Origin of the sequence: Labrenzia sp. THAF35, assembly GCF_009363595.1 — a bacterium.
Lineage (GTDB): Bacteria > Pseudomonadota > Alphaproteobacteria > Rhizobiales > Stappiaceae > Roseibium > Roseibium algicola.
Genome location: NZ_CP045380.1, coordinates 3,289,524 through 3,313,581, shown reverse-complemented (window position 1 = coordinate 3,313,581; position 24,058 = coordinate 3,289,524). Strand labels below are relative to the sequence as shown.

Sequence of the window (24,058 nt, the reverse complement as noted above, 5' to 3'; positions counted from 1 at the left end):
TACTTTATTGCCGGTGACCAAGGCAACCGTTTTTTAAGCCAGGGCGATCGAGGCTCGCTGACGGCAGAACAATGGAAGGGAATTTCAGGCAGCAGATCCGGGGCGCTCATCAGTCGTCCGGTCTGCGAGGCCGGCGACCAGGAAGCCAGGGAAGACGAACTGTTTCAGAAAGGCAGCGGCGCGTTGTCCGTCACTTCCTTCATGACAAAAAACGTTCGGGTCTGCCGCACACCCGGCAACGCAATCAGCTTTTCGCCGTGCAGTTTGTTGAAGTCCGCCATGTCCCGTGTGCGGATCTTCAGGAAATAATCGAAGTCGCCCGCCACCAGGTGGCAGTCGAGAACAAAGTCCGCCTTGCGAACCACCTCTTCAAACTCCGCAAAACTTTGTGGCGTCGACCGGTCCAGCACCACACCCACGATCACAAGGGCAGATCTGTCGACCTTTTGCGGATCGATGTGCGCGCGCACGCCCTGAATGAAGCCCTCGTCGAACAGCCGCTGCGTCCGCCTGTGACAGGTGGCCGGGCTGACATTTACCAGACCGGCAAGTTCGGCGTTGCTGAGACGGCCATCTTCCTGCAGCAGCTTGAGAATTTTGCGGTCAATCCGGTCGAGCTCACCAGCCATGGAAGAATCTTTCAGTTTTTTGACCTTAGTTCGATGATTGATGAATCAATATACGCTTCAACTTCTCAATAACAGAAAAAATACATCAAACTTTGAAAGCACCTTTCTGAAAATTTCTGCAAGGCTCAAAGGGTCAACAATCAATCCGGTGTGCTCCATGAACCTCAGCAAGTTTGAACGCTATCCCCTCACCTTCGGCCCAACGCCCATCGAACCTCTACCCCGGCTTTCCGAAGCGCTTGGCGGCAAGGTGGACATTTATGCAAAGCGGGACGACTGCAACTCCGGCCTTGCCTTTGGCGGCAACAAGCTGCGGAAACTGGAATATATCGTACCCGACGCGATCGCTTCCGGCGCAGACACGCTGGTTTCCATCGGCGGTGTCCAGTCCAACCACACCCGCATGGTTGCAGCCACCGCCGCAAAGATCGGCATGAAATGCGTCGTGGTGCAGGAAAAATGGGTACCGCACTACGATGCGGTCTACGACCGGGTCGGCAACATTCTGCTGACGCGTCTGATGGGGGCGGATTCCCGCCTGGTCGATGACGGCTTCGACATCGGCATCCGCCAGAGCTGGGAAGACGCAATGCAGTCCGTCCGCGATGCGGGTGGCACGCCATACGGCATTCCTGCCGGGGCCTCCGTCCACAAATACGGTGGTCTTGGTTACGTGCGCTTTGCCGAGGAAGTGAAGCAGCAGGAAGAAGAGCTTGGTTTCACGTTCGACTACATCATCGTCTGCGTGGTTACCGGCTCCACCCAGGCCGGAATGATCGTGGGCTTCGCCGACCAGAACCGGGCGGACCGCGTAATCGGCATCGACGCCTCCGGCACCCTTGACCAGACCCGTGCGCAGGTTCGCCAGATCGTCGACAACACGGCCTCCCTTGTGGAACTTGGCCGCGCGGTCCGGGACGACGAGATCGTGATCAATCCCGATTACGCCTACCCCGCGTATGGTGTTCCCTCTGAAGAGACAAACGACGCCATCCGGCTTGCCGCCAAGACCGAGGCAATGATCACCGACCCGGTCTATGAAGGCAAATCCATGCAAGGCATGATCGACCTGGTCAAGCTTGGCAAGATTCCCGCCGGATCGAAGGTGCTCTATGCGCACCTCGGCGGCGCCCCCGCCCTCAATGGCTATAGCTACTATTACAAGGACGGCTGATTATGAGCAGGCGGCCGCTGCCTTATCGCACCGGCCGACTTTTTTCTGCGGTCTGACAGGCGGTCAAAGGCCTGTCAGCTTCGCACCTTGCAATCGAAAGACGTGCCCTGAGGCCAGTCCACCATGGCCTCGTCTCCCTTGATCCAGAAAAGAATGCCGAAATCGCCTTCGTAGCGCGCGCCGGATCCGCTCGGCCCCTGAACCACGATCTCGGTCGTGTCACCGCGCTCCAACCGTGCAGACGGTGGCTCGGTATCGAAGAAGGTCGCCACGATCTCATCTGCCGGGTTTTCGTTGCAGGTGTAAGAGACCGGGGCCTGTCCCTTGATCAGTTGATAGCGCGCTGTCAGTTCCGCGATCCGGCGTTCATAGGCCGAGCGGACGCAGGAGAGTTCGTCGTCGCTCTTCCAGCATTCGTCGCGCCCTTTCACCCAGCCGCGCTGATAGGCCTTCAGCGTGTTGAGTTCCTCTTCGGCGCCCGCATCAAGCGACTTCACGACGCCAACCGCGCCTTCATAGATATCAGCCAGTTTCTGGTCCAGTGTTCCAAGATCATCATTCGAACAGACCAGCTTTTCGGCCGAACTTTCCGCCTTCGCACAATCGAAGGCCGGGCCGGCTGCCCAAGCCGCCGGCACAAAGGCGAACCCGGCAACAACGAGCCCAAGACCAACTGCAAAACCACGCATGAGAATGCCTCCCGAAAGACCTGGAACAACAGATCTAACGGATCTCAGGTTGATGGCAAGATTTGGGTCGCCGGAAGATATTCGACCACACGGTCAGACCGGCGTTCTGCATCCACCCGGTTGGAGCGAGCCCAACCGGCGAGAAGTGCGATGTTCCAGCAAGAGACCTCAGGCGGCTTCCGCCCGTTTGAGCTGCTGATGCTCGTCCTCGACAAGTCCGATTTTCCAGTAGCCGGAAATGTAGGTGTCCGCCTTCGGCACTTTCCGCTCGTTGTGAAGATGATCCCGAAGGGCCCGAATGACGGAGCTTTCACCTGCAATGCAGGTCTGGATCGTTCCCGCAGGCCATTCCAGAGATTTCACGAGGTCAACCTGCGCGGTTGAAGGCAGATGCGGGTTATCCTGGACCAGCCATCTGATTTCCACGCCTTCTGGTGCTGCAATCTCGCGCTTGTCGTCTTCTGACGGAACTTCGAACAACACGAGACCCCTTGCCTCGCGCGGCATAGCCTCCAGCGTCGCTTCGACCACCGGCATTGCCGAAAGGTCTGCCGCAAGCAAATACCAGTCGGCATGAAACTCGGTGATTTTCGGCTGGCTCGGGCCGAGAAAGCCCAGGAAATCCCCCTCTGCCGCCCGCTGTGCCCAGCGCGTTGCAGGCCCTTCGTCGCCGTGAGCGACAAAGTCGATATCGAGTTCCAGCGTATCCCGGCGGAAAGAACGGACAGTATAGGTGCGAACCGGATGGACGCGTTCGGAAGGCCCGTCCGGCGCATAATGCGCTTCAAAGGCCTCGCGGCTTTCGCCGTCGCGCGGCAACAACAACTTGCAGTTCGCGCCCTCGTGCCCTTCGGGAAAACCCTGCAACTCCGGGCCGGCAAAGGTGACACGGATAAGATTTGGACTGAGGTAGTGCGTCGACTTGACGGTTAGAAATCTGGGCTGGCGTTTCGCAGGAGTGGCCAAGGAGGACCTCATAAATCTTGAGTTATAATCTCAAGATTTAACATCGACGATAGCCGATTTAAAGATCTGCCTTTCGGAAAAGTGTAACGGCGCCTTGCAGAAGGGACCTGCGCGGTTCCGAGCCAGGTTCGCGCAACGCCTAGCCTGGATGGCGCGTGCGCGGTTCATGTTATTCCGGAAAAAAGCCTGAGCCCGCCGATTGACGGGCCCAGGCCATGAAAACACTCGGCAGATCAGTCGCGGATGATCGGCTCTTTCAGATCGCCCGGGTTCTTCTCCTTGATGATGTCCCAATTGAGGGTCGCCTTGCGGATATATCCCGGCACATCTTCCTCGAACCGCTCCTGCACCTTCAGGGAGTTGTTCAGGTAAAGCTTGCCGTCGACGATCGACCAGGCTTCCGGCACCACCGGAACCTTGAAACCCATGGCGGCACCGAAGGCACAAAAGCCGCCGTATTGAGGGGCATATTTCGCCGGGTCGGCAACGAACTTGTCACGGTTTTCCGCGGACGAGAACTTCCAGGTCACATCGTCATATTCTGCGGTAAATTCATCGGAGCCGGCAACAGGCTTGCCGTCCGTGAAATAGGCAACCGGATCGGTGCCGCCGATTGCAGCCCCGCCTTTGGTGAAAGTGGTGATCTCATCAGCGGAAGCGGTAAAGGCAGCAGCGGAGAAGAGCGCGGTCAGTCCCAGCAGAACGGATTTGGACGTATAGAGCGGCATGTGCGTCTCCATTGGGGTGTGAATGGCGTGTTCAGGTGAAGCCTAACGCTCCACGCGGAAAAAAACATGTCTTCTGCCGCAGAATTTGGCCAATCACCCTTGATCACAGAGCCGCTAACGGCGAGCGAGAAAATCGTGATGGCGGCTGGCTTCACAATCCGGGGAGGCCCGGCAGATCCGGGCGTGGTACGGGTTGGCGCGGTGCCACCAGCCCCAGCACCAGATAGATGGCCGTTTCTATGTCCCTCGTCTCGATCCTGATATTGCGGATTAGCAGGCGGAAATAGATGAGGCCGAGAAGCAGATCGATCCGCGCTTCCATGTCAGCTTCGAACGGGGTCGCGATGAAGATCTGCCGCAGGACCAGACGTCTGGCAGCCTCCGCCTCATCGAGGACGCCGGCAAGGTCCGGTCTGCTTCGATAGGGAACCAGTGCCCGAACCGCCGCGCCCAACGCGGTATCCTGCAAGGCCGCAACGGTGTTCGACAGACATTGCCGCAGATCCTCCGCAACACTGCCCCGCTGAGGCGGTGCCGGGTTCACGCTGGCAAGAGCTGCTTCGACAGACGCCGCAATCAGCGCGCCCTTGTCCGCATAGCGCCGGTAGACCGCCTGCTTGCTGGTGCGCGCTCGCGCCGCAATGGCAGCAATCGTCGTCTTTTCATAGCCGTTTTCGGCAAGCTCAAACAGCGTAGCCTCCAGAAGCGCCTTGCTGACCCGGCCCTCCCGCGGCCGGCCGGCAGCGCCTTCCTCAGGCATCTCCAGCCTCCGCAACCGCAGCACTTTGAAGATTTGCCTCGTAGTCCTGAAAGCCATTCTCGATGCCGGTCGTCACGTTGACGATCCGCGCATAGGGTTTTGAGAAGATCACCGTGTCGCGCAGTTCCTCCCACAAGTGATGATAGGCGCGCATGTCGGAAAACCGGCAGATCGCAAAATCCGAATACCCGCCTGCCAGGGCATCGGCGTCGAACCACTCGAAAGCAACCTCTGGATGACGCGCCAGGATTGTGCCGATCTGGCCGGCAATCTCGCCTCTTTCCTGGCGGCTGAGCGCCAGCCAGGCTGGTTCGAAAGCCAGATAGACGATGGCCGCCATCGGCAATGGCCGAATCGTTTCGCAAGACTGGATCACGTGCAAATCCTTATTTCGGTTCCCAGTGGTACCGATTTATTCCGATTTCTCCCGCGAGGCAAGCCTGCGCTCTTGCCTTCCCCGCGCGGCCGCCGCAAGAAGAGCGCAAGCCATGAGCGGATTTCCGCTTCAGGCACCAGTAACGACGAGGAACACATGTCTGTTGATACCGATACGGTGAAACGCGTTGCCCGGCTGGCGCGCATCAAGGTGAGCGAAGAAGACGCGACCCGCATGACTGGCGAACTGAACGCCATTCTCGGCTTTGTCGAGCAACTGGACGAAGTCGATATTTCCGGAGTCGAACCGCTGACGTCCGTGGTTGAACAGACCATGAAAAAGCGCGCTGACGGCGTGACCGACGGCAACAAGGCTGCCGACATCACCCTGAACGCACCGGCCTCCGAAGATAATTTCTTCATGGTGCCGAAAGTCGTCGAATAAGCGGACCAACCCGGATGATCGCACCCGTTCCAGCTATTGCCGTCGAAACGTCCTTGTCTGCCGACATGGGTGAGATGATTGCCGAGCTGAACGACCTGCTGCTGACACTTAGCCCGCCCGAGGCCTGCTACCACATGACGGCTGAAGAGATGTCCGGTGAGGCAACGACTGTCTTCGTTGCACGGATTGACGGCAAGGCAGCTGCCTGCGGTGCCCTGCACCGGCACGCTGACGGCATTGCCGAGGTCAAGCGCATGTACACCAGACCGGCCTATCAGGGCCTCGGCCTGGGAAGCCGCATTCTGGACCGGATCATTGAGCTGGCAACCCGGGAGGGCATTTCCATGCTCGTTCTGGAAACCGGCGACAAACACCCGGCAGCCTGGCGCATCTATGAACGAGCCGGCTTCAGCCGCTGCGGACCGGTGCTCGATTATCCCGACAGTCCCTATTCCATCTTCTATTCCCGGCCGCTTGTGGCCGCCTGAGAGTTCAAATCCATGACCGATCTGACCAAACTGACCATTGCCGAGGCCCGCGAAGGCCTCAAAAACAAGGACTACACGTCCCTGGAACTGACCGATGCCTTCATCAAGAACATCGAAGCCGCCAATGAAAAGCTGAATGCCTATGTCACCGTGACCACCGACAAGGCGCGCGACATGGCAAAGGCATCCGACGCCAAGCTTGCCAAGGGCGAAGGCGGTGCGCTGGAAGGCATCCCGCTTGGCATCAAGGACCTTTTCGCCACCCAGGGCGTACACACCCAGGCCTGCAGCCACATTCTGGACGGCTTCAAACCCGCTTATGAATCCACCGTTACGTCCAACCTGTGGGCCGACGGCGCGGTCATGCTCGGCAAGCTGAACATGGACGAGTTCGCCATGGGCTCCTCCAACGAGACCTCTTATTACGGCCCGGTGATCAACCCGTGGCGGAAGAAGAACTCGAACCAGGATCTCGTCCCAGGCGGGTCTTCCGGTGGTTCTGCCGCCGCCGTTGCCGCCCGCATGTGCATGGGTGCCACCGCAACCGACACTGGCGGCTCCATCCGTCAGCCGGCCGCGTTCACCGGCACTGTCGGCATCAAGCCGACCTATGGCCGTTGTTCCCGCTGGGGCGTTGTTGCCTTTGCTTCCTCGCTCGACCAGGCCGGCCCGATTGCTCACACCGTTCGGGACAGCGCGATCATGCTGAAGTCCATGGCCTCCGTCGACGCCAAGGACACCACCTCGGTCGATCTGCCTGTGCCGGACTATGAAGCGGCCATCGGCAAATCCGTGAAGGGCCTCAAGATCGGCATTCCGGCGGAGTATCGTCTGGACGGCATGCCTGCCGACATCGAAGCGCTCTGGCAGAAGGGTATCGACTGGCTGAAGGATGCCGGTGCGGAAATCGTCGACATTGCGATGCCGCACACCAAATACGCCCTGCCGGCCTACTACATCGTGGCACCGGCGGAAGCTTCCTCGAACCTCGCCCGTTACGACGGTGTGCGCTACGGCCTTCGCGTTCCGGGCAAGGACATCGTCGAGATGTACGAGAACACCCGTGCAGCGGGCTTCGGGGAAGAGGTCAAGCGCCGTATCCTGATCGGCACCTATGTGCTGTCCGCCGGTTACTACGATGCCTACTACCTGAAGGCCCAGAAGGTTCGCACCCTCATCAAGCGCGACTTCGACCTCGCCTGGGAAAACGGCGTCGACGCAATCCTGACCCCGGCAACCCCTTCGGCAGCCTTCGGTGTTGCCGACCAGGACCTTCATTCCGACCCGGTGAAAATGTACCTCAACGACATCTTCACCGTGACCGTCAACATGGCCGGTCTTCCGGGCATTTCCGTTCCGGCCGGCCTCGACAACAATGGCCTGCCGCTCGGTCTTCAGCTGATCGGCAAACCCTTTGAGGAAAGCACCCTGTTCCAGGTCGGTCAGGTCATCGAAGATGCCGCCGGCTCGTTCTCACCGGAAGCCTGGTGGAGCTGATCCCGTTTGTTGATATGCGCCCCGGACCTTTCATCGGCCCGGGGCTGCACACCTGATTTTCTCCGGTCCGTCACAGCCTGACCATAACATTGCCGCCGCTTTGTGCCGGCAGTCTCCTTAAGAGCATTTTCCTGGCGTGAACTGGGTTGGAGCAAACATCCCCTCCACCGTCATGCCATGGCTCAAACGTGGTATTGAAGCCGCGCCCTTTCATCGTTATTCGCTGATGCTTGCGGCTCCTCATACGAACCGGACGGATTGCCGGGTCGAGCCCGGCAACAACGGAGTGTGGATTATGGGTTTCAATCCAAGGCAGAGCGAAGTTCGTTGATTTGACTCCCAGGCCTGTGTTTCCATCCGCAGTTCCAGCATCGACGTCTGGAGCAAGCCGTGGCATGACGGGCTGACAAGGAAAAGAACGCGCGACCAGGATTGCCGGCAACACCATGCATGACATTGAAACCCTCGTTATCGGTGCCGGTGCCGTTGGACTTGCGATTGCGCGTGAACTGGCGCTGACCGGTCGCGAGGTCATGGTGCTGGAACAGCATGGCCTGATCGGATCGGAAACCAGCGCCCGCAATTCGGAAGTCATCCACGCGGGCATCTACTATCCCACGGGCAGCCTGAAGGCTCGGTTTTGTGTGGAGGGCAAAGAACGGCTTTACCGGTTTTGTGCCGAGAATGGCGTCGGTTTCGAGCAGATTGGAAAACTGATCGTTGCGTCCAATAACGATCAGTTGGAGCAACTGCAGTCAATCCGTCGCAAAGCGGCGGAAAACGGCGTTACAGATCTCGTATTCCTGGACCAGGACAGCCTGAACGAAGCCGAACCGGAGCTTGCCTGCACCGGCGCACTGCATTCCCCCTCCACAGGCATCGTCGACAGTCACGGTTTCATGCTGGCTCTACAGGGAGAGCTCGATGCTAACGGCGGTCAGGTTGTGCTGAACACGAGAGTTGCGCGCCTCGAGCGCCTGGCTGATGGCGGTTACCGGGTGCATGCGGAAACGGAGGGAGCGGAAACCTATGCCCTCACCTGCAAGGAGTTGATCCTGTCCGCAGGCCACGGCGCACCTGCCCTGGCTGCCGGGCTTGAGGGTGCCAATCCACCGGCCGCCTACCTCGCAAAAGGCAGTTATTTCAAGCTTCAGGGCAAGGCCCCTTTTTCCAAGCTCATCTACCCCGTGCCGGAACCCGGCGGGCTCGGTGTTCACCTGACACTCGACCTGCAGCACCAGGCACGCTTCGGTCCGGATGTCGAATGGGTGGAGGTTGCCGACTACAGGGTGGATCCCGCCCGGGGCGACAGGTTCTATGCCGCCATCCGCAGCTACTGGCCCGGCCTGCCGGACGATGCACTCCTGCCCGACTACTCCGGCATCCGGCCCAAGATCGTCGGTCCGGGTGAACCCGCGGCCGATTTCCGAATTGACGGGCCGTCAGATCATGGCCTTGCGGGTCTGGTCACGCTCTACGGAATCGAATCCCCCGGCCTCACATCGGCCATGGCAATCGGAAGTTACGTTGCTCAGCTGGTTACAATCGGCATCTGAGCGGAATTTATTTCAAAAAAATATGAAACCAACCGGCTGTTTGGACGTTTGAAAGTCGAACGAACAAGCGTACGATGTTGCATTGCACAGGAATGCCATTTTTTGGACCGGTTTTCTCCATAAAATTGCTGCAGTGCGCGTGCTCATTCAAAAGTGAACCAAAAAGAACACTTTAATTTCAACAAGGTGGCCAATCGTCGTGATCAATCGGCGCACGTTTTTATCGGCAACGGCCCTGGCGGCCGGTGCTCTGGCAGGCGCGGACATCCGCACTGCACTCGCAGCAGAGAATACCGCACCTGCACAAACAGGCGGAGCCTTTGCGGCAGGCGAAGAGTTTAACTTTTCCGCGCTCGTCGAGCGCATGAAAGAAAAGGCCGGGAACGCATTTGCGCCCGATGTACCGGCTCTTCCCGAAATCCTCGCCAATCTCGATTATGACCAGCATCGTGCAATCCGGTTCAATCCCGAAAAGTCCGTCTGGAAGAACACCGGCAGCAACTATCAACTGCAGGCGTTCCACCCGGGCTGGCTCTACAAGGAGCCGGTGGAACTTTATGAGATCGTCGACGGCAATATCAGCGAACTGCACTTCACCGGCGCGGACTTTGAATATCGCGAGCCGCTGGATCCGGAAAAATTCAAGGATGTGGATCTGCCGGGCATCGCCGGCTTCCGCCTGCACCATCCGCTGAACACTCCGGAGTATTTCGACGAGTTGGTGGTGTTCCTGGGGGCAAGCTATTTCCGTGCGCTCGGCAAGGGCAACGTCTATGGCCTGTCCGCACGCGGACTTGCGATCGATACGGCCATCGCCGGACCGGAAGAGTTTCCACGATTCACGAAATTCTATCTGGAGCGGCCGACGGACGGCGCTGCCGAAATGCGGGTCTATGCCGAACTGGAGAGCGAGCGCGTTGCCGGAGCCTACCAGTTCACGATCAAGCCGGGCATCAACACGGTTGTGGAAGTGGATGCGCACATTTTCCTGCGCGACGATGTCGAGCGCCTCGGAATTGCGCCACTGACTTCGATGTATCTGTTCGGCGAGAACGACCGCACCAACTTCGACGACTATCGCCCGGAAGTTCATGACAATGACGGTATCCTGATCCTGCGCCAGAATGGCCAGCGTCTGTGGCGGCCGGCCCGCAATCCGGAAAAGCTTGCCCTGTCCTTCTTCAACGAGGAGAACCCGGCAGGCTTTGGCCTGTTGCAGCGGGACCGGAATTTCGATCATTACCAGGACACGGAAGCCAAGTATCAGCGCCGCCCGTCGCTGTGGATCGAGCCGATCAACGACTGGGGCAACGGCCAGGTCATGCTGGCGGAAATCCCGGCCGAAAAAGAGATCTACGACAACCTCGTTGCTTGCTGGGTGCCGGAAAACGGCGCCAAGGCAGGCTCCGAACATCGCTTTGCCTATCGGATGATCTGGGGCCGGGAACCGGAACCGGGAACCGAGCTGGCACAGGTAATCGCGACCAGCACAGGGCATGGTGGCGCGGCTGCCTCAGATCCGGACCCGAAACTGCGCAAGTTCGTCGTGGAATTTGCCGGCGGAAATCTGGGTGACATGGGTGCGGAAGCTCCTCTGACACCGAGACTGACCCTGCAGAACGGCAAGGTGGAGCATCAGTTCGTCCAGCGGCTGGAAAGCGGCAGCTGGCGTGCCGTGCTCGATATCGCACGGGACGACGAGGAAATACCGGTCGAGTTCATTCTCGCCCTGCAACTCGACGGGACCGATGTAACGGAAACCTGGATGTATCAGTGGAGTGGGAACAGATGACATCGCATGTGAGTATCGATCAGACGACCAGTCCGACCCTTTTTGCCGACAGTAAGCTGCTTGAAGAAATCAGGACTGTCCTGAAGCGGCCCGACCTTGGCGACGACGTCCTGTTGTCCGTTCTGTCCGGTTCTGCCGCCACCCGCCGTGGTATCGACCATTTTGCCGGCACGCCGCGAGACCGGGCAGCCTTCATCAGGACATTGCCGGTGCCTGCACCCCGTCACGGGCTGGAAATGCCCCATCACGACCTCAACCCGCCACTGGCCGTGCGCTTTGCCCCGCTTGTCGCCCTGTGGCAACGGGCTGTGCAGCCGCTTGCTCCGCAGTTGAAGCGCGTTCCGGTTCCAGCCAAGGACCGCTGACATGAAGAAGGCCAGCTCCGAAGCCTGGTCGACGGCCTTCCGGCGGCTGGCCATGGCAGTGATCGCCCTGTGCCTGACCACGGGCGCTTCGTACATGTTTGCCATTGTTGTCCAGTCGGACGGTTTCGACTGGCTGGACATCGTCCGCATCGCGCTGATGGCGGTAGCAAGTTTCTGGCTGGCCTGGGGCGGATGTATCGCTCTCTTCGGCATCCTGTTTCCGCCTGAGGAAAGGCCAACCGCAGAAGCTCTGCCCGAAGGTCGCACCGCCGTTCTTCTGCCGATCTACAACGAAGCAACCGGTCCGGTGTTCGCCCGGCTGGAGGCCATCATGAAATCGGTTGCCGCCCTGCCCGCGGCGGACCGCTTCGATTTCTTCGTCCTGTCCGACACCACCAAGGCGGATGTCGGCGAGGAAGAACAGCGTGCCTATGAGCGACTGCTTGTTCGCCAGAACGCCGGTGGCCGCCTGTTCTATCGGCGGCGCGAACAGAACATTGGCCGCAAGGCAGGCAACATTGCCGACTTCCTGACCACATCAGGCGGTGCCTACGACTACATGCTGGTGCTTGATGCCGACAGCCTGATGGATGGCAAGACCATCCTGGAAATGGTCCGGCGCATGGAAGCCGATCCGCGCCTGGGGCTGCTGCAGTCGCTGCCGCAGATCATCGGACTTTCCACCCTGTTCGGACGCCTCTTGCAGTTCGCGACCGGTCTCTACGGGCCTTACTTCGCGCGCGGCCTTGCCGCCGTTCAGGGCGAGGAAGGCACCTTCTGGGGACACAATGCGCTGATCCGCACCCGCGCATTTGCAGCTGCCTGCGGCATGGCTCCGCTTACCGGCAAACCGCCCTTTGGTGGTCACATCCTCAGCCATGACACCGTTGAAGCTGCGCTCCTGGCGCGCGACGGCTGGAAGGTCCGTCTCGACCCGGACCTGACGGGCTCCTACGAGGAAGCCCCCGCCAACATGGTGGACTACGCCAAGCGTGACCGGCGCTGGTGTCAGGGCAACCTGCAGCACAGCCGCATTCTGGCGGCCCCACGCTTCCGCTTCTGGAGCCGGATTTCGATCCTGCAAGGTGTCTTTGCCTACCTGGCCTCGCCGATCTGGTGCATCTTCCTGCTGGCAAGCCTTGCGGCTCCGCTGGTCGCTCCGCCCCCGGTCTACTTCGACGGTCATTCGCCATTCCCGGTCTTTCCGCATCCGGAAACGACCACGGCGCTCGCCCTGCTGTTCGGTCTGGTGGCTTTGTTGATCCTGCCCAAGCTGCTGCTTGTTGCCCGGGCGCTCTTTGGCGGCAACTCGGCGGACTTCGGCGGTCCGGTGCGGCTTCTGATCAGCTTTCTCCTTGAAATCCTGCTGACCTCGATCCTTGCGCCGATCCACATGATGTTCCACTGCCGCTCGGTGTTTCAGGTGCTGACGGGCGCCGACAGCGGCTGGCCGACAGCCGATCGGGACGACGGTTCGCTGCCGATTACCGCAGCGTTTTCCGCCACCTGGTGGATGAGCATTGCAGGCGCCGGTGCAATCGCCTTCTCGCACACCTATGCGCCGGAGATGTTCTACTGGCTGCTGCCTGTTGCCCTGCCACTGGTTGTCGCTCCGCTCCTGGTCTGGATGACGGCATCTGTGCTGCTGGGCAAGGTCACGAAGAAACTGGGGCTCTTCCAGGTCCCGACCGAGGCAGGCCCGGTCGCGGTCGCCGAAGACATGCGTCTAGCGCTTTCGCAAGAAGCGGCTGCCTGACAAGGTGCTGTGTCACCAGCACAGGATCAGTCATCCCGGCAGAGTGGTGCTCGGCCGGGATGACCAGGGAAAGCTCCTGAACTCATTCCAGCGCACGTCTCAATGAATACGGCCGGTTTCGGCTTCCAGAATGCCGTCCGCATCCAGGCCCGCGATCGGCAGGCGCTTGTCGGTCGGCACATCGCCAGACAGCTGCAAGGCCAGGTACCGGCCGCAGCAAACGCGCAGGAAGCTTGTGAAATTTCCGAGATCATGCCCCGCGTCGATGCTCTCGTGGTGAAGCTTGGTAATCAGTTGCACCACATTCATGCCGTCCCGTCCGGCGATCTCGTCCAGAACCTTCCAGAAGAAGGTTTCCAGCCGCACCGATGTCACCATGCCGTCAATGCGTAGCGACTTTGTCGTGCTTTCCCAAAGCGTGGAATCTGCCTCGATGAAGAGCTTGCACATGATGTTTCCTTCGTGACGGACTGGCGAGCTGAAATCGCGGAGCTGTCTTGGTATATCAACGCCCGTTATTTGAACTCAGCCTAGTCCGCTTCCCGCGTGCGGGAAAGAGGTCAGGTAGCGTGTAAGTGGCGGGCCCGGGACTTGTCGCGCCCCCTTCGGGGCACCACTCTTGCGTTTTCTCGGACCAGGCAAACGGAGCTGATGGTGCGGGCAATTTGTTGGCCCGCACCGTTTGCCTCAGGCAGCCAGGGAACCCTCGGCCGCACCGCTCAGAACCGCATGGAACTGCGACAGCCATGCCGGATGCGCCGGCCATGCAGGGGCGGTAACAAGGTTGCCGTCGGTCACGGCGCCGTCGATTGCGATCTCGGCATAAGTGGCGCCTGCAAGCTCCACTTCCGGACGGCAGGCCGGATAAGCCGAAACGGTGCGGCCCTCGATCACCTTGGCAGCTGTCAGGATCTGCGCGCCGTGACAGATTGCGGCAACGGGCTTGGCCGCGTCCATGAAATGCTTCACGGCATCGATGACAGCCGCATCAAGACGCAGATATTCCGGAGCCCGTCCACCCGGGATTACCAGGGCATCGTAACCGGCAACGTCGACATCGGCGAAGGTCGCGTTCAGCGTAAAATTATGGCCGCGCTTTTCCGAATAGGTCTGGTCACCTTCGAAATCGTGGATACAGGTGGCGACCGTCTCGCCGGCCTTCTTGCCGGGGCATACCGCATCGACCGTGTAACCCATGGCAAGCAACGTCTGAAACGGCACCATGGTCTCATAATCTTCGGTGAAATCACCCGTGATCATCAGGATCTTCTTCGCGCTCATGCTCTGTCCTCCAGCTTGGCAAATTGCGATGGAGAAAGGCTAGCAGTCCGCGGGTTTGAACGGGTATTAGGTCGCTACTACAGGTGAGATTTCTGCAGTTTTGGCGGTTTATTGCAGGAAAATTTGCCCGCCTGTCATTCAAGACAAGTGAGGCGGAAGCCGAACGCTGATCCGAACCCTGACCTATTTTGTGACAACGCCGCTACTGCTCAAGATTGAATGATGATCAATGATCAGAAGCTCGCTGAAGCTCGCGCTGACATCTGATTTCCAGCTCACGCGATGCCGCTATGTGCCTTGCGAAAAGGCCCCGGATCTGCGCTGCGCTTGTCCGGGGCGACACCAAGAAGGATTGCCATGCTTTGCCCAAATGCATTTCGCCTCCCCGCATTGGAGAGGCGAAAGCAAGTCGGCATCGATGGATCTCAGTCGCGGTAATCCGGCTCGCTCCGGTCAAGATCACGCTTCCAATAGTCGAAATGGGCATAGCCCATGCCGACATAGGGCTCCCATTCGGCAGCCGTCTTGGCGGCCAGGTTGTCCGACATGATGGCCAGCGGCTGACCTGTCCCATAGGCTTTCAATAGCGTTTCAGCAGCCCGTTCGAAGAAATAGAGATGCTCGAAGGCTTCAGCGACAGTGACGGCGGAAATCGACACCCCGTGATTGCCCATTACAAGAACCGGTTTGTCGCCGAGTGTTTCGGCAATCCGCCTGCCCTCCTCCGCCTCGTCAGCCATGCCGCCGAAGCCGAGATCAATCGCAACCTTGCCGAAGAAACGCGCGGTGTTCAGGTCGATCGGTTTCATCGACGGATCCTGCAGCGTCGCCAGCGCGGTCGCATTGGGCGGGTGACAGTGGAACAGCACCCGCGCCTTGGGATTTTCCCGGTGAACCGTGCCGTGGATGCACCAGGCGGATGGGTCCGGGGCATTTTCGCCCGCCATCACGGTGTCATCATTGGCATCGAGCAACAACAGGTCGCTGGCCCTGATTTCCCCGAAATGTCGCCATTTGGGGTTCATCAGGAATTTCGAACCATCTTCGGAAACCGCGGCGCTGAAATGATTGCCGACGGATTCGCTCCAGCCGAATTTAACCGCCAGACGAAAGGCAGCTGCGAGGTCTTCCCGCAGGGCCTGTTCGCTTTGCCGGTCCGGGTCAGCCCCGAAGCGTACATCCGTAACGACACTCATTTGAAACGTCCTTCCCCGGACAGGATCCGGTAAGTGGAGCGCAGCTCGCCCCTGTCGGTATAGCAGCCACGCAGGTGCCGATTGCCGCTGGTTGCCGAATAGGCAGCCCGACCGTGCACGATGCGGTGATTATCGAAGACAATACATTCGCCCGCATTCAGACGGAACCGCATCAGGTACTTGTCGTCCCGCATCATCCGTCCGAAGCGGCAGAAGGCCGGGTAGTAACGGTCGAGTTCATGTTGCGGCATATCGAAGATATCGGCATGGTGCTGGCTGATCGTGACACCCGAAATATTGCCGTGCTCATCCAGCTCGATTACCCGCTGGCGGGACCGCATGTCGAACGTGTCATGCTCGCAGAAATAAGGCACATCCACGGTGATCAGAAGTTCGAAGTCTTCCGGATAGGCCTTGCGGAAGTCTTCGGCGACTGCCAGTCCGTCCACAAAGATGCTGTTGCCGCCCTCGACCGAATTGGCCCGGCAATGCAGGAACTGCACGCCCGGTGCAAGATCTTCGTCCGGCAAATCCGTGTGAAGCGGCAGGGCCTTGGCAGTGAAGGCAAGGTTGGTCGGCTTGATGTGGGTTTTTACTTCAAACGTCAGGCCGAAGTAGCTCGGACGCACATAGCCGATCAGGCCGGCCGTGTCGGTTAGCGCTTCATCCGTATCCGGCAAGCCGGTCAAAAGCGCGACACCATCCGTCAGCATCGCCTTGGCCCAGTCGCGCCGACGCGCGGTGTCGTTGGTAACCTCGTCATAGGAAAAACGGGCCATCTTCGGATAGTGGTCAGCGTACCAGGGCACTCTTTGAAGGTTGGCGATATCGGGGCGCTTTTCGCCATTGGAATAGGCATTGAGCAGGGACAGCGGCAGTCGGGAGACGTCGTTTGTGCCGGCCCAGGCGATTTCCAGATCGCCTCCCACGATGGCGGCGGAGGCTGCTTTTGGCGCTTCGTCCAGGGCAAAGATGTCGTTGACGCGTTCGCGGGTTTCCGGGTCGAAGGAACTCGGGCAATTGTCGCGCAGCCAGTAGTAATTGAAATAGGCGGTTTGCCCGTTGCTCAGCGGCACATCGAGGCCATTTTCCTGCAGCAACACACCTGCATCACCAGTTCCAAGCATCAGATCCGTCCTTAAGTTTAGCTCATCAGCCTTGCAGACACTTCGCACAAGTCACTGCAAAGCTCTGCGTTCCAGTTACTTTCTGTGAAGTTGCTCTTGCACTGGCGATTTGGAAAGGCGATAAAATCGAAACTTAACTTAAGCATTCACTTAACTTGGACAGACAAATGCTCCGCTTCCCCCCACTCAGGCTGCTCACCGTCTTCGAGACGGTTCAACGCGCGGGAGGCACCAAGGCGGCGGCGGGCGAATTGAATGTATCCATGTCGGCGATCAGCCAGTCCTTGCGACAGTTGGAAGAACACGTCGGCACCGCCCTGATCGATCGCAGCACAAGGCCGGCTGGCCTCACTGCCGCTGGCGAGATCCTGCTGAAAGCGGTGATCGAAAACCGCGAACGGCTGAGCGAAGCCCTGAACGACATTCAGGCTCTTGCCGATCCCGCCAGCGCCTCTGTCACTGTTGCCTGCACCGTCGGCTTCGCCACCTACTGGCTCATGCCCCGGCTTGAGGCGTTTTATCTGGACCACCCGGAAATCCCGGTGAACGTTCACACCACGCAGCAGGAGGTCCCCCGGCTTGGCCAGGGGGCCGATATCGCCATGCGCTATGGGGACGGCCGCTGGGACGACGGCACGGTCGAACAAATGTTCCGCGAGCGGGTTGAGCCCGTGTGCGCCCCTTCCCTTGCCGAGCGTATCCGCGCCGATGGCGGCAGCCTGGGATCAGCCTTTCTGATCCATGTGGACACCAGCGATCGCCGCTGGGTTTCCTGGCAGGAGTATCTTGCCCGCACGGGGCAGAAGGCTGCCGGTTCGGCCAAAGGCCTCCGGTTTTCCAACTATGTCCAGGCCACCCAGGCGGCCTTGTCGGGTCACGGGGTCATGCTCGGCTGGCGCTCGATCACCGGTGACCACGTACAAAACGGCCTGCTGGTCCCTGCCGGCCTGCCGCCGCTGCAGCCAAACAACGCCTATCATGCCGTGCTGTCGCACCGCAGTCGGAACCGGGAAACGGCCGCCATTGTCGTTGACTGGTTGAGGGCTGCCGCGCAGCCACAGCTCTAGGGAATGGCTCCTAGCGCTCGTCCCCGAAGTAGCGCACGCGCAGTTGCTCGATCATGTCCGTCTCATGCGCCGTCAGCAATTCAAGCGTCAACGGCCGTGTCCACGGACTGCCGTGCGCAAGGGCAAAGCCGTATTTGTCCGGTTCGAAGATCGGGCCGATCACCTCGACATTCGCCCGCGGGTGACTGTGAGCGTAATACTCAAGGACAGGCGCATCGCCCACAACGGCATCAATCTCATCACTGCGCAGAGCAGCGACAGCTCCTTCGATGTCGTCAAATGACCGGTGCGACCAACCGGATGCTTCTGCAAACTCCTCGGCCACGCTGCCGGCAAAGACGCCGATACTCTTGCCCGGCAGATCGGCAACACTGTTGATCTGGTTGGTGAGTGAAAGGGTTGTCATGACGCTGGTCACCGACGAGGTCACATAGGCCATCACCGCAATGCCGCAGACCAGCCAGAGCGCCTGCCAGATGCGGCCTGGCCAACCAAACAGGTTCTTGCGCGAAGGTGCCTTGCCGGATGTCACCACGGACATGACCGCATAGAAGCTCTCCGACACACCTTCCGGCCAGCCCCGGGGAAAGTTCTTGTCGAAACGCCGGTCGAACACCGTCATCAGCGCCGTGGCAAACACGATCACAAGCGCCAACCAGCCATAGGCTCTCAGATAACCGGATTCCTGCAGGCCCGTTATCACCTCGCTGAAACTCGCTCCCTGACTGTCAGGCACGAGAATGCGCAGGCCCGCATCGAACCAGGGCTGGGTAAAGTCGATCCTGTCGGCGCGCTTGCGGGTGATCGTCAGGTTGGTGACGGCAATACCGATGGATTTGTCCGCCGCTGCATCCACCAGCTCCCGGATGGTCGGGAAGAGCCGATATTCGTAGAGAATTCCGTTTTTCTGCGCCAGTGCTTCCCAAAGGTCCACCGCCATGCCGGAATAGACACCCGGCTCTTCCTCCATGACAAAAGGAGGGCTGATGTAGAGGCCGACGCTGACCGGCGAGCCCGGCAGCGGTGGATTGTCGTCCCCCTCCACCGTCTGCCCCAATGCCGGCAGAGCGAGAAAAATCGACAGGCAGAGCACAAGGGCAGCTGACAGGCATCGGCAGAAATTCGAGCAGGCGGTCACGATGGCCTCCGCTTGGCAGAAGGGGAATCACCCAGAAGGGTCCTGAAGGGTAAGCCGCCACGCCAAAACCATGCAACCTGTGCCCACACAGGCTGCTCATCAATACGGCCGGTGTTAGCAACGGATGAATTGCCCCCTCAACTCACCGCGTGATCACGATCCTCGTGTCGGCACGGCCAACCTTTCGCACAAGATTGAAAAGCTGAGCGGCATTATTGGGATGGAGCCGGATGCATCCGTGCGAGGCAGGACGGCCCAGCCGCTTGAGATCGTTGGTGCCGTGTATGGCGTATCCGCCGAGAAAGAAGACCGAATAGGGCATGGGTGCCCAGTTGTACTTGCGCGAGTGCCAGTCGCGTTCCAGCCGGGTCGGGCGCCAGCTTCCCGTTGGTGTGCGATATCCCTTGCGTGCCGTCGAAACCGGCCATTTGTTTCGCAAACGCCCGTCGACGTACAAATAAAGCCGCTGTTCGGAAAGATCGATCTTTGCGGTTACCCGAGGTGCAGCGTTTGCGCTGGTGGCAGCCAAGACAAGAAAGGCCAGCAACAACGGCCCGGCAATGAGTTTTTTGATGGTCAACATCTCAAAGACACCCAAGAAAAAGCAAGACAACAAAATTGAATACGAAAATCTAATCCGCACTTTCTTCGAGAGGCAAGCCAAACTTGAAGTAAGCGTAAACGTCTACTCCGATCACGCTTTCAAGCGCACGTTCCAGAGTGCTTGCCCAGATGCGCACGTTCGCCAAACAGGTGCAAAATTACCCTTGACCTGCCCAGCCGCCGGTGCCATAACCTCACCCGAACCGTACCGTACGGTTCCCTACTGACAATCAACGATCCGACCTGAGACATGACAGCGACCGCTTACGATATTGCCACCTCCCGCCCGGATGCAGCGCCCGAATTTTCGCCGCGCCAGCAGGTGGTGTTGCAACATGCGCTGACGCTGCTGGTCGAAGGTGGAGAGAAGGCGCTGACGACGGCAGGCTTAGCCCGCACGGCAAGCTGTTCGAAGGAAAGTCTCTACAAGTGGTTCGGCGACCGTGACGGCCTGCTGGCTGCGGTTGTCGCCTTCCAGGCCAGCCAGGTTCAGTTTCCTTCCGAGGCTGGTGCCACTGCCGATGCGGCGACGTTCCGGGCACATGTGACCGCCTTTGTCGAAGCCCTGCTGGGTGTCCTGTTTTCAGAAACCTCGCTGGCGTTGAACCGGCTGTCGATCGGCCAGTCCAACACCAATTCGAACCGCCTCGGCCAGCTTCTGCTGGTGCGCGGCAAACACATGATTTCCGCCCGCGCGCGCGCCATGCTGGACAGCGGCCGCCGCCACGGCCTTCTGAAATTCGACGAATCCGAAGACGCCTACCAGGTGCTTTACGGCCTGGCCATTCGGGACGTCCATATCCGCCTCCTTCTGGGTGAGACCGCCGGTCCTGCCGAGAAGGATCTGAAATCGCAGGCCGAAGTGGCCGTCGATCGCTTTTACCGTCTGTTCGGGGCCTGATCGCCGCGAACCTTCGGAACCACTGGGAAACACCAGAACCAATCAAGACCGGAAAACCGGCCTTCAAACGACAGAATGCAGACGGGAGAAAGGAACCCATGCGCGTTTATTACGATCGTGATGCTGATCTTAACCTGATCAAGTCCAAAAAAGTCGCCATCATCGGCTACGGCTCGCAGGGCCGCGCCCATGCCATGAACCTCAAGGACAGCGGCTGCACGGAGATCGCCGTTGCCCTGCGCGAGGGCTCCACGACCGCTCTGAAGGCAGAAGCTGACGGCTTCAAGGTCATGAACGTGGCAGACGCTGCTGCCTGGGCCGACCTGATGATGATGGCAACCCCGGACGAACTGCAGGCAGACATCTACAAGGACCACATCGCAGCCAACATCCGTGACGGCGCTGCAATCGCCTTCGCACATGGCCTCAACGTTCACTTCGGCCTGATCGAAGCAAAGTCGACCGTTGATGTTCTGATGGTTGCACCGAAGGGCCCGGGCCACACCGTGCGCGGCGAATACATGAAGGGTGGCGGCGTGCCGTGCCTGATCGCTGTTCACCAGGACGCTTCCGGCAATGCCCATGACCTCGGCCTGTCCTACGCCTGCGGCGTTGGCGGCGGCCGTTCGGGCATCATCGAAACCACCTTCAAGGAAGAGTGCGAAACCGACCTCTTCGGCGAACAGGCTGTTCTGTGCGGCGGTCTCGTCGAACTGATCCGCGCCGGTTTCGAAACCCTGGTTGAAGCCGGTTACGCTCCGGAAATGGCCTACTTCGAGTGCCTGCACGAAGTGAAGCTGATCGTCGACCTGATCTACGAAGGCGGCATCGCCAACATGAACTACTCCATCTCCAACACTGCAGAGTGGGGTGAGTACGTGACTGGTCCGCGCATCGTGACGCCGGAAACCAAGGCGGAAATGAAGCGCGTCCTGACAGACATCCAGACCGGCAAGTTCACGTCCGATTGGATGCAGGAATACCGTGCAGGCGCTGCCAAGTTCAAGGCAACCCGCCGCCTGAACGACGCACACCAGATCGAGGAAGTTGGCGAAAAACTCCGCGGCATGATGCCGTGGATCAAGTCCAACGCGCTCGTCGACAAGACCAAGAACTAACAAGGTTCGCCCCATCGACCCGAAACGAGACCCCGCTGGCAACAGCGGGGTTTCTTTTTGCCGGTTCCTGCTGGTCGTCAAATAGATATCCGGGTTCGGGCGTTATAAATAAGCGGCCCTCGACCACACCCGCCCTGCCGCCCCAAAGATGCCGTATTGCCTCCGCAAATTTCACAGGTATCGTAAACGGGACCAAAGCGTTGAATTCCCTATTTGATAAAAGTTTTTTTATCGCGGCTAACCGGATTGCAAGACCCTATCCCGTAACGTAATCACTATCCTTTGTGAGATTGAGGGACCGGTTCCGGAGACTGCCTTGATGGATCTATCGACACTCTTTTCGGCAAATGTGCTTCTGCTGTCGATTTTTGCCATCTGCTTCCTGGCCATTTCCCTGCAGACCAGTCCGCGTGCTCACTGGTTGAGCTGGGCCGCTGCGAATGCCCTGTTGGCGTCGTCTCTGGTCTGCTTTGCGCTCAGCAGCATGCTGCCGCCCCTGGTCGCCTATCTGCTCCCCAACACCCTGTTGCTGCTCGGTTTTGGCTGTCACTGGCACGCGGCACGCCTTCTGGCGGATATGCCGAGCAAGCTCAGCAATGTTGTCGCGCCCGCCTTTGCCTACGGCATCGTTGCAGGCTGCGCGTATCTGCTTTCCAACTACGCCCTTGCGTACATGGCCTCCAACGTGGTGTTCACGCTGCTGTCCGTCGCAACCATTACTGCCTACGCCTCAAGACCCTTCAGGGGCCTGATTTCCAATATCGGCCTCATCCTGGCGTTCTTCTTTCTGGCTGCCGAAGGTGTGCTGCGCACAGTGCACGGACTTGTTTCCGGCGGCCCGCAAGGGCCAGGCATGATCGACGACCTGATTGTCGACATTCACCTGATGTGCGCACTCGTCTTCGTCAGTTTGACCGGCGCTTTCTCCCTTGCGCTGTCGTTCGAGCTCGTGGCGAACCGGAACCGGGAAGCGGCACGACGCGACCCCCTGACCGGCGCCTTCAACCGCAGGGAGTTTCAGACACGTCTGGAGAGCCTCCTGCAGGAAACGCAGAAGGACGACTTCGGCCTGGTCCACTTCGACCTCGATCACTTCAAGCAGGTGAACGACAGGTTCGGACACGTTGCAGGCGACGAAGCGCTTGTGAAGGTCTGTTCGGAAGTTAAGGCGCATCTGCGCCAGAACGACTGCTTTGCCCGCCTCGGCGGCGAGGAATTCGCGGTGCTTCTGCCGTCCATCTCGCGCGAGGACGCCTTCCGGGTTGCCGATCGCCTGCGCGAGCGCATTTCCGACCTGCGGTTCGAATTCGCACCGCAGGACTTCAACCTGACGGCGTCGGCAGGTGTCTATCACGGCGACGGCAGCCAACTGCCGTCAGCCGAATTGCTCAAGACAGTCGATGAGAGCCTCTACCTGTCCAAACGGACCGGACGCAATCGGGTGTCAGTTGTCGAGAAGGTTTCCGGTGCAATACCAGCCGAACCTTTGCGGGCCGCTCAGGAATAGGCTTCGATCAGCCGCGTCACTTCCTTGTCCCGCGCCGCCTCGCTCGCCCCACCCATGACGACAACGATCAGTCGCTTGCCGCCCCGGTTGGCGGTCGCGACCAGATTGTAGCCGGACATGCGGATATAGCCCGTCTTCAGGCCATCCACACCGGCAACCTTGCCGACCAGGTTGTTGGTGGCCCGGAAGGTGCGGCCGTTGTAGTCGAACGACTTGGCCCGGTAATAGCTGCCGTATTGCGGGAACCGCCGCTTCAGGGCGAGACCAAGCACTGCCATGTCACGCGCCGACGAAACCTGCGCGGGATCGGGCAGGCCCGTGGCATTGACGAAACGGGTACGCGACAGGCCAAGAGCCCGCGCCTGGGACGTCATCTGCCGGGCGAAGGCCGCTTCGCTTCCGGCCAGATTTTCGGCAACGGCGATGGCGACGTCATTGGCCGACTTGACCGCAAGCGCCCTTGCCGCCTGCTCGACCGTGATGGTCGACCCTGCCTTGATGCCGATCTTTGCCGGCGGCTGCGATGCTGCCTTGGCCGAAACACTCAAGGGGGTGGAAAGCGTGTAACGCCCTTGCGAAACCGCATCAAAGAGCAGGTAGAGCGTCATCATCTTGCTCAGCGAAGCGGGATACCGCGCTGCATCCGCATCGACCGCATAAAGCTCTTCGCCGGTCGACGCATTCAGCACCAGCGCGGAGAACCCGCGCTCGACCGCCGTTTCCGGCGCATAGGCAACCGCAGGAAGAGGTGCCGTCTGAACGGCAGGCGCTGCACTTGTAACGGGCGCCGGGGCTGGCCCCTGCCCCGTCTGACAGGCAACCAGAAACCCGGCCAGAACGAAGATCGAAGCCTTCTTCAAAAGGACAGACGCACGCATTCCCGCTCTCTTAAACTCGCGT

General features: G+C 59.7%; 25 protein-coding genes. 12 read left to right on the top strand and 13 right to left on the bottom strand.

The features are described from left to right. Positions 1 to 164: 164 nt before the first annotated feature. Positions 165 to 629 carry an Lrp/AsnC family transcriptional regulator gene (locus FIU93_RS15110; RefSeq protein WP_075283526.1) on the bottom strand — a complete coding sequence of 155 codons (465 nt, stop codon included), beginning with the start codon at positions 627 to 629 and terminating at the stop codon, positions 165 to 167. A 157-nt stretch (positions 630 to 786) separates the two neighbouring features. Here FIU93_RS15110 and FIU93_RS15105 point away from each other — a divergent pair, with 157 nt between their 5' ends. After that, positions 787 to 1,803 (top strand): 1-aminocyclopropane-1-carboxylate deaminase, encoded by a 1,017-nt coding sequence (locus FIU93_RS15105; protein WP_023000576.1) that lies wholly within the window; start codon positions 787 to 789, stop codon positions 1,801 to 1,803. A gap of 74 nt (positions 1,804 to 1,877) precedes the next feature. On the opposite strand, the gene FIU93_RS15100 is transcribed toward FIU93_RS15105, so the two are convergent. The 5 genes from FIU93_RS15100 to FIU93_RS15080 all read right to left on the bottom strand — a co-directional run bounded on the left by FIU93_RS15100 (position 1,878) and on the right by FIU93_RS15080 (position 5,322). Beyond that, the gene (locus tag FIU93_RS15100; RefSeq protein WP_055655377.1) at positions 1,878 to 2,492 is read right to left on the bottom strand and encodes an MliC family protein; all 615 of its coding nucleotides are present in this window, start codon (positions 2,490 to 2,492) and stop codon (positions 1,878 to 1,880) included. Between the two features lie 168 nt (positions 2,493 to 2,660). Then, positions 2,661 to 3,458 (bottom strand): siderophore-interacting protein, encoded by a 798-nt coding sequence (locus FIU93_RS15095; RefSeq protein ID WP_173017336.1) that lies wholly within the window; start codon positions 3,456 to 3,458, stop codon positions 2,661 to 2,663. A 233-nt stretch (positions 3,459 to 3,691) separates the two neighbouring features. Next, a complete protein-coding gene (locus FIU93_RS15090; RefSeq protein ID WP_031269160.1) occupies positions 3,692 to 4,186 on the bottom strand; it encodes a YHS domain-containing (seleno)protein in 495 nt (164 codons plus the stop codon). Positions 4,187 to 4,337: 151 nt separating this feature from the next. After that, on the bottom strand, positions 4,338 to 4,946 hold the full coding sequence (locus tag FIU93_RS15085; protein WP_173017335.1) for a TetR-like C-terminal domain-containing protein: 609 nt from the start codon (positions 4,944 to 4,946) through the stop codon (positions 4,338 to 4,340). After that, positions 4,939 to 5,322, bottom strand: coding sequence for a darcynin family protein (locus FIU93_RS15080; protein ID WP_152506053.1), 384 nt, complete (start codon positions 5,320 to 5,322; stop codon positions 4,939 to 4,941). The genes FIU93_RS15085 and FIU93_RS15080 overlap by 8 nt, the downstream gene beginning before the upstream one ends. A gap of 156 nt (positions 5,323 to 5,478) precedes the next feature. Between FIU93_RS15080 and gatC the strand changes: the two genes are divergently transcribed. From gatC to mdoH, 7 genes are all read left to right on the top strand, one after another. Next, the gene (gene gatC / locus FIU93_RS15075; RefSeq protein ID WP_152506052.1) at positions 5,479 to 5,766 is read left to right on the top strand and encodes an Asp-tRNA(Asn)/Glu-tRNA(Gln) amidotransferase subunit GatC; all 288 of its coding nucleotides are present in this window, start codon (positions 5,479 to 5,481) and stop codon (positions 5,764 to 5,766) included. A 14-nt stretch (positions 5,767 to 5,780) separates the two neighbouring features. After that, positions 5,781 to 6,254, top strand: coding sequence for a GNAT family N-acetyltransferase (locus FIU93_RS15070; RefSeq protein WP_152506051.1), 474 nt, complete (start codon positions 5,781 to 5,783; stop codon positions 6,252 to 6,254). 12 nt (positions 6,255 to 6,266) lie between these two features. Continuing rightward, positions 6,267 to 7,751, top strand: a complete 1,485-nt coding sequence (gatA, locus tag FIU93_RS15065) for an Asp-tRNA(Asn)/Glu-tRNA(Gln) amidotransferase subunit GatA (protein ID WP_023000568.1) — start codon at positions 6,267 to 6,269, stop codon at positions 7,749 to 7,751. 446 nt (positions 7,752 to 8,197) lie between these two features. Further along, complete coding sequence (locus FIU93_RS15060; RefSeq protein ID WP_152506050.1) at positions 8,198 to 9,307, top strand: NAD(P)/FAD-dependent oxidoreductase; 1,110 nt, start codon at positions 8,198 to 8,200, stop codon at positions 9,305 to 9,307. Between the two features lie 199 nt (positions 9,308 to 9,506). Beyond that, complete coding sequence (locus tag FIU93_RS15055; RefSeq protein ID WP_286202360.1) at positions 9,507 to 11,099, top strand: glucan biosynthesis protein; 1,593 nt, start codon at positions 9,507 to 9,509, stop codon at positions 11,097 to 11,099. Further along, on the top strand, positions 11,096 to 11,464 hold the full coding sequence (locus FIU93_RS15050; RefSeq protein WP_152506049.1) for a hypothetical protein: 369 nt from the start codon (positions 11,096 to 11,098) through the stop codon (positions 11,462 to 11,464). The genes FIU93_RS15055 and FIU93_RS15050 overlap by 4 nt, the downstream gene beginning before the upstream one ends. A 1-nt stretch (position 11,465) precedes the next feature. After that, entirely contained in the window at positions 11,466 to 13,220 is a 1,755-nt protein-coding gene (gene mdoH / locus FIU93_RS15045; RefSeq protein ID WP_152506048.1) for a glucans biosynthesis glucosyltransferase MdoH, read from the top strand. 99 nt (positions 13,221 to 13,319) lie between these two features. Here the strand turns inward: mdoH and FIU93_RS15040 are convergent, their stop codons facing one another. The 4 genes from FIU93_RS15040 to FIU93_RS15025 all read right to left on the bottom strand — a co-directional run bounded on the left by FIU93_RS15040 (position 13,320) and on the right by FIU93_RS15025 (position 16,824). After that, positions 13,320 to 13,670 carry a ribbon-helix-helix domain-containing protein gene (locus FIU93_RS15040; protein WP_023000563.1) on the bottom strand — a complete coding sequence of 117 codons (351 nt, stop codon included), beginning with the start codon at positions 13,668 to 13,670 and terminating at the stop codon, positions 13,320 to 13,322. 237 nt (positions 13,671 to 13,907) lie between these two features. Continuing rightward, entirely contained in the window at positions 13,908 to 14,501 is a 594-nt protein-coding gene (locus FIU93_RS15035; RefSeq protein ID WP_023000562.1) for a DJ-1/PfpI family protein, read from the bottom strand. 425 nt (positions 14,502 to 14,926) lie between these two features. Beyond that, on the bottom strand, positions 14,927 to 15,697 hold the full coding sequence (locus tag FIU93_RS15030; protein WP_152506047.1) for a class II aldolase/adducin family protein: 771 nt from the start codon (positions 15,695 to 15,697) through the stop codon (positions 14,927 to 14,929). After that, positions 15,694 to 16,824 (bottom strand): TauD/TfdA family dioxygenase, encoded by a 1,131-nt coding sequence (locus tag FIU93_RS15025; RefSeq protein WP_152506046.1) that lies wholly within the window; start codon positions 16,822 to 16,824, stop codon positions 15,694 to 15,696. Before FIU93_RS15025 ends, FIU93_RS15030 begins: the two co-directional genes overlap by 4 nt. 167 nt (positions 16,825 to 16,991) lie before the next feature. On the opposite strand from FIU93_RS15025, the gene FIU93_RS15020 reads away from it, so the two are divergent. Beyond that, on the top strand, positions 16,992 to 17,891 hold the full coding sequence (locus tag FIU93_RS15020) for a LysR substrate-binding domain-containing protein (RefSeq protein ID WP_152506045.1): 900 nt from the start codon (positions 16,992 to 16,994) through the stop codon (positions 17,889 to 17,891). A gap of 10 nt (positions 17,892 to 17,901) precedes the next feature. On the opposite strand, the gene FIU93_RS15015 is transcribed toward FIU93_RS15020, so the two are convergent. Together FIU93_RS15015 and FIU93_RS15010 are read right to left on the bottom strand one after the other, a co-directional pair. Continuing rightward, positions 17,902 to 19,029: a transporter substrate-binding domain-containing protein gene (locus tag FIU93_RS15015; RefSeq protein WP_209010133.1), complete on the bottom strand. Its 1,128-nt coding sequence runs from the start codon at positions 19,027 to 19,029 to the stop codon at positions 17,902 to 17,904. A gap of 142 nt (positions 19,030 to 19,171) precedes the next feature. Continuing rightward, positions 19,172 to 19,612, bottom strand: a complete 441-nt coding sequence (locus tag FIU93_RS15010) for a L,D-transpeptidase (RefSeq protein WP_152506044.1) — start codon at positions 19,610 to 19,612, stop codon at positions 19,172 to 19,174. Positions 19,613 to 19,882: 270 nt separating this feature from the next. Here FIU93_RS15010 and FIU93_RS15005 point away from each other — a divergent pair, with 270 nt between their 5' ends. The 3 genes from FIU93_RS15005 (at position 19,883) to FIU93_RS14995 (ending at position 23,158) form a co-directional block, all read left to right on the top strand. After that, entirely contained in the window at positions 19,883 to 20,533 is a 651-nt protein-coding gene (locus FIU93_RS15005; RefSeq protein WP_055655398.1) for a TetR/AcrR family transcriptional regulator, read from the top strand. Positions 20,534 to 20,631: 98 nt separating this feature from the next. Then, positions 20,632 to 21,651, top strand: coding sequence for a ketol-acid reductoisomerase (ilvC, locus tag FIU93_RS15000; protein ID WP_006935853.1), 1,020 nt, complete (start codon positions 20,632 to 20,634; stop codon positions 21,649 to 21,651). A 319-nt stretch (positions 21,652 to 21,970) separates the two neighbouring features. Next, positions 21,971 to 23,158 carry a GGDEF domain-containing protein gene (locus FIU93_RS14995; protein WP_152506043.1) on the top strand — a complete coding sequence of 396 codons (1,188 nt, stop codon included), beginning with the start codon at positions 21,971 to 21,973 and terminating at the stop codon, positions 23,156 to 23,158. On the opposite strand, the gene FIU93_RS14990 is transcribed toward FIU93_RS14995, so the two are convergent. Then, positions 23,149 to 24,036 carry a D-alanyl-D-alanine carboxypeptidase family protein gene (locus tag FIU93_RS14990; RefSeq protein WP_152506042.1) on the bottom strand — a complete coding sequence of 296 codons (888 nt, stop codon included), beginning with the start codon at positions 24,034 to 24,036 and terminating at the stop codon, positions 23,149 to 23,151. The genes FIU93_RS14995 and FIU93_RS14990 overlap by 10 nt on opposite strands. Between the last annotated feature and the right edge of the window lie 22 nt (positions 24,037 to 24,058).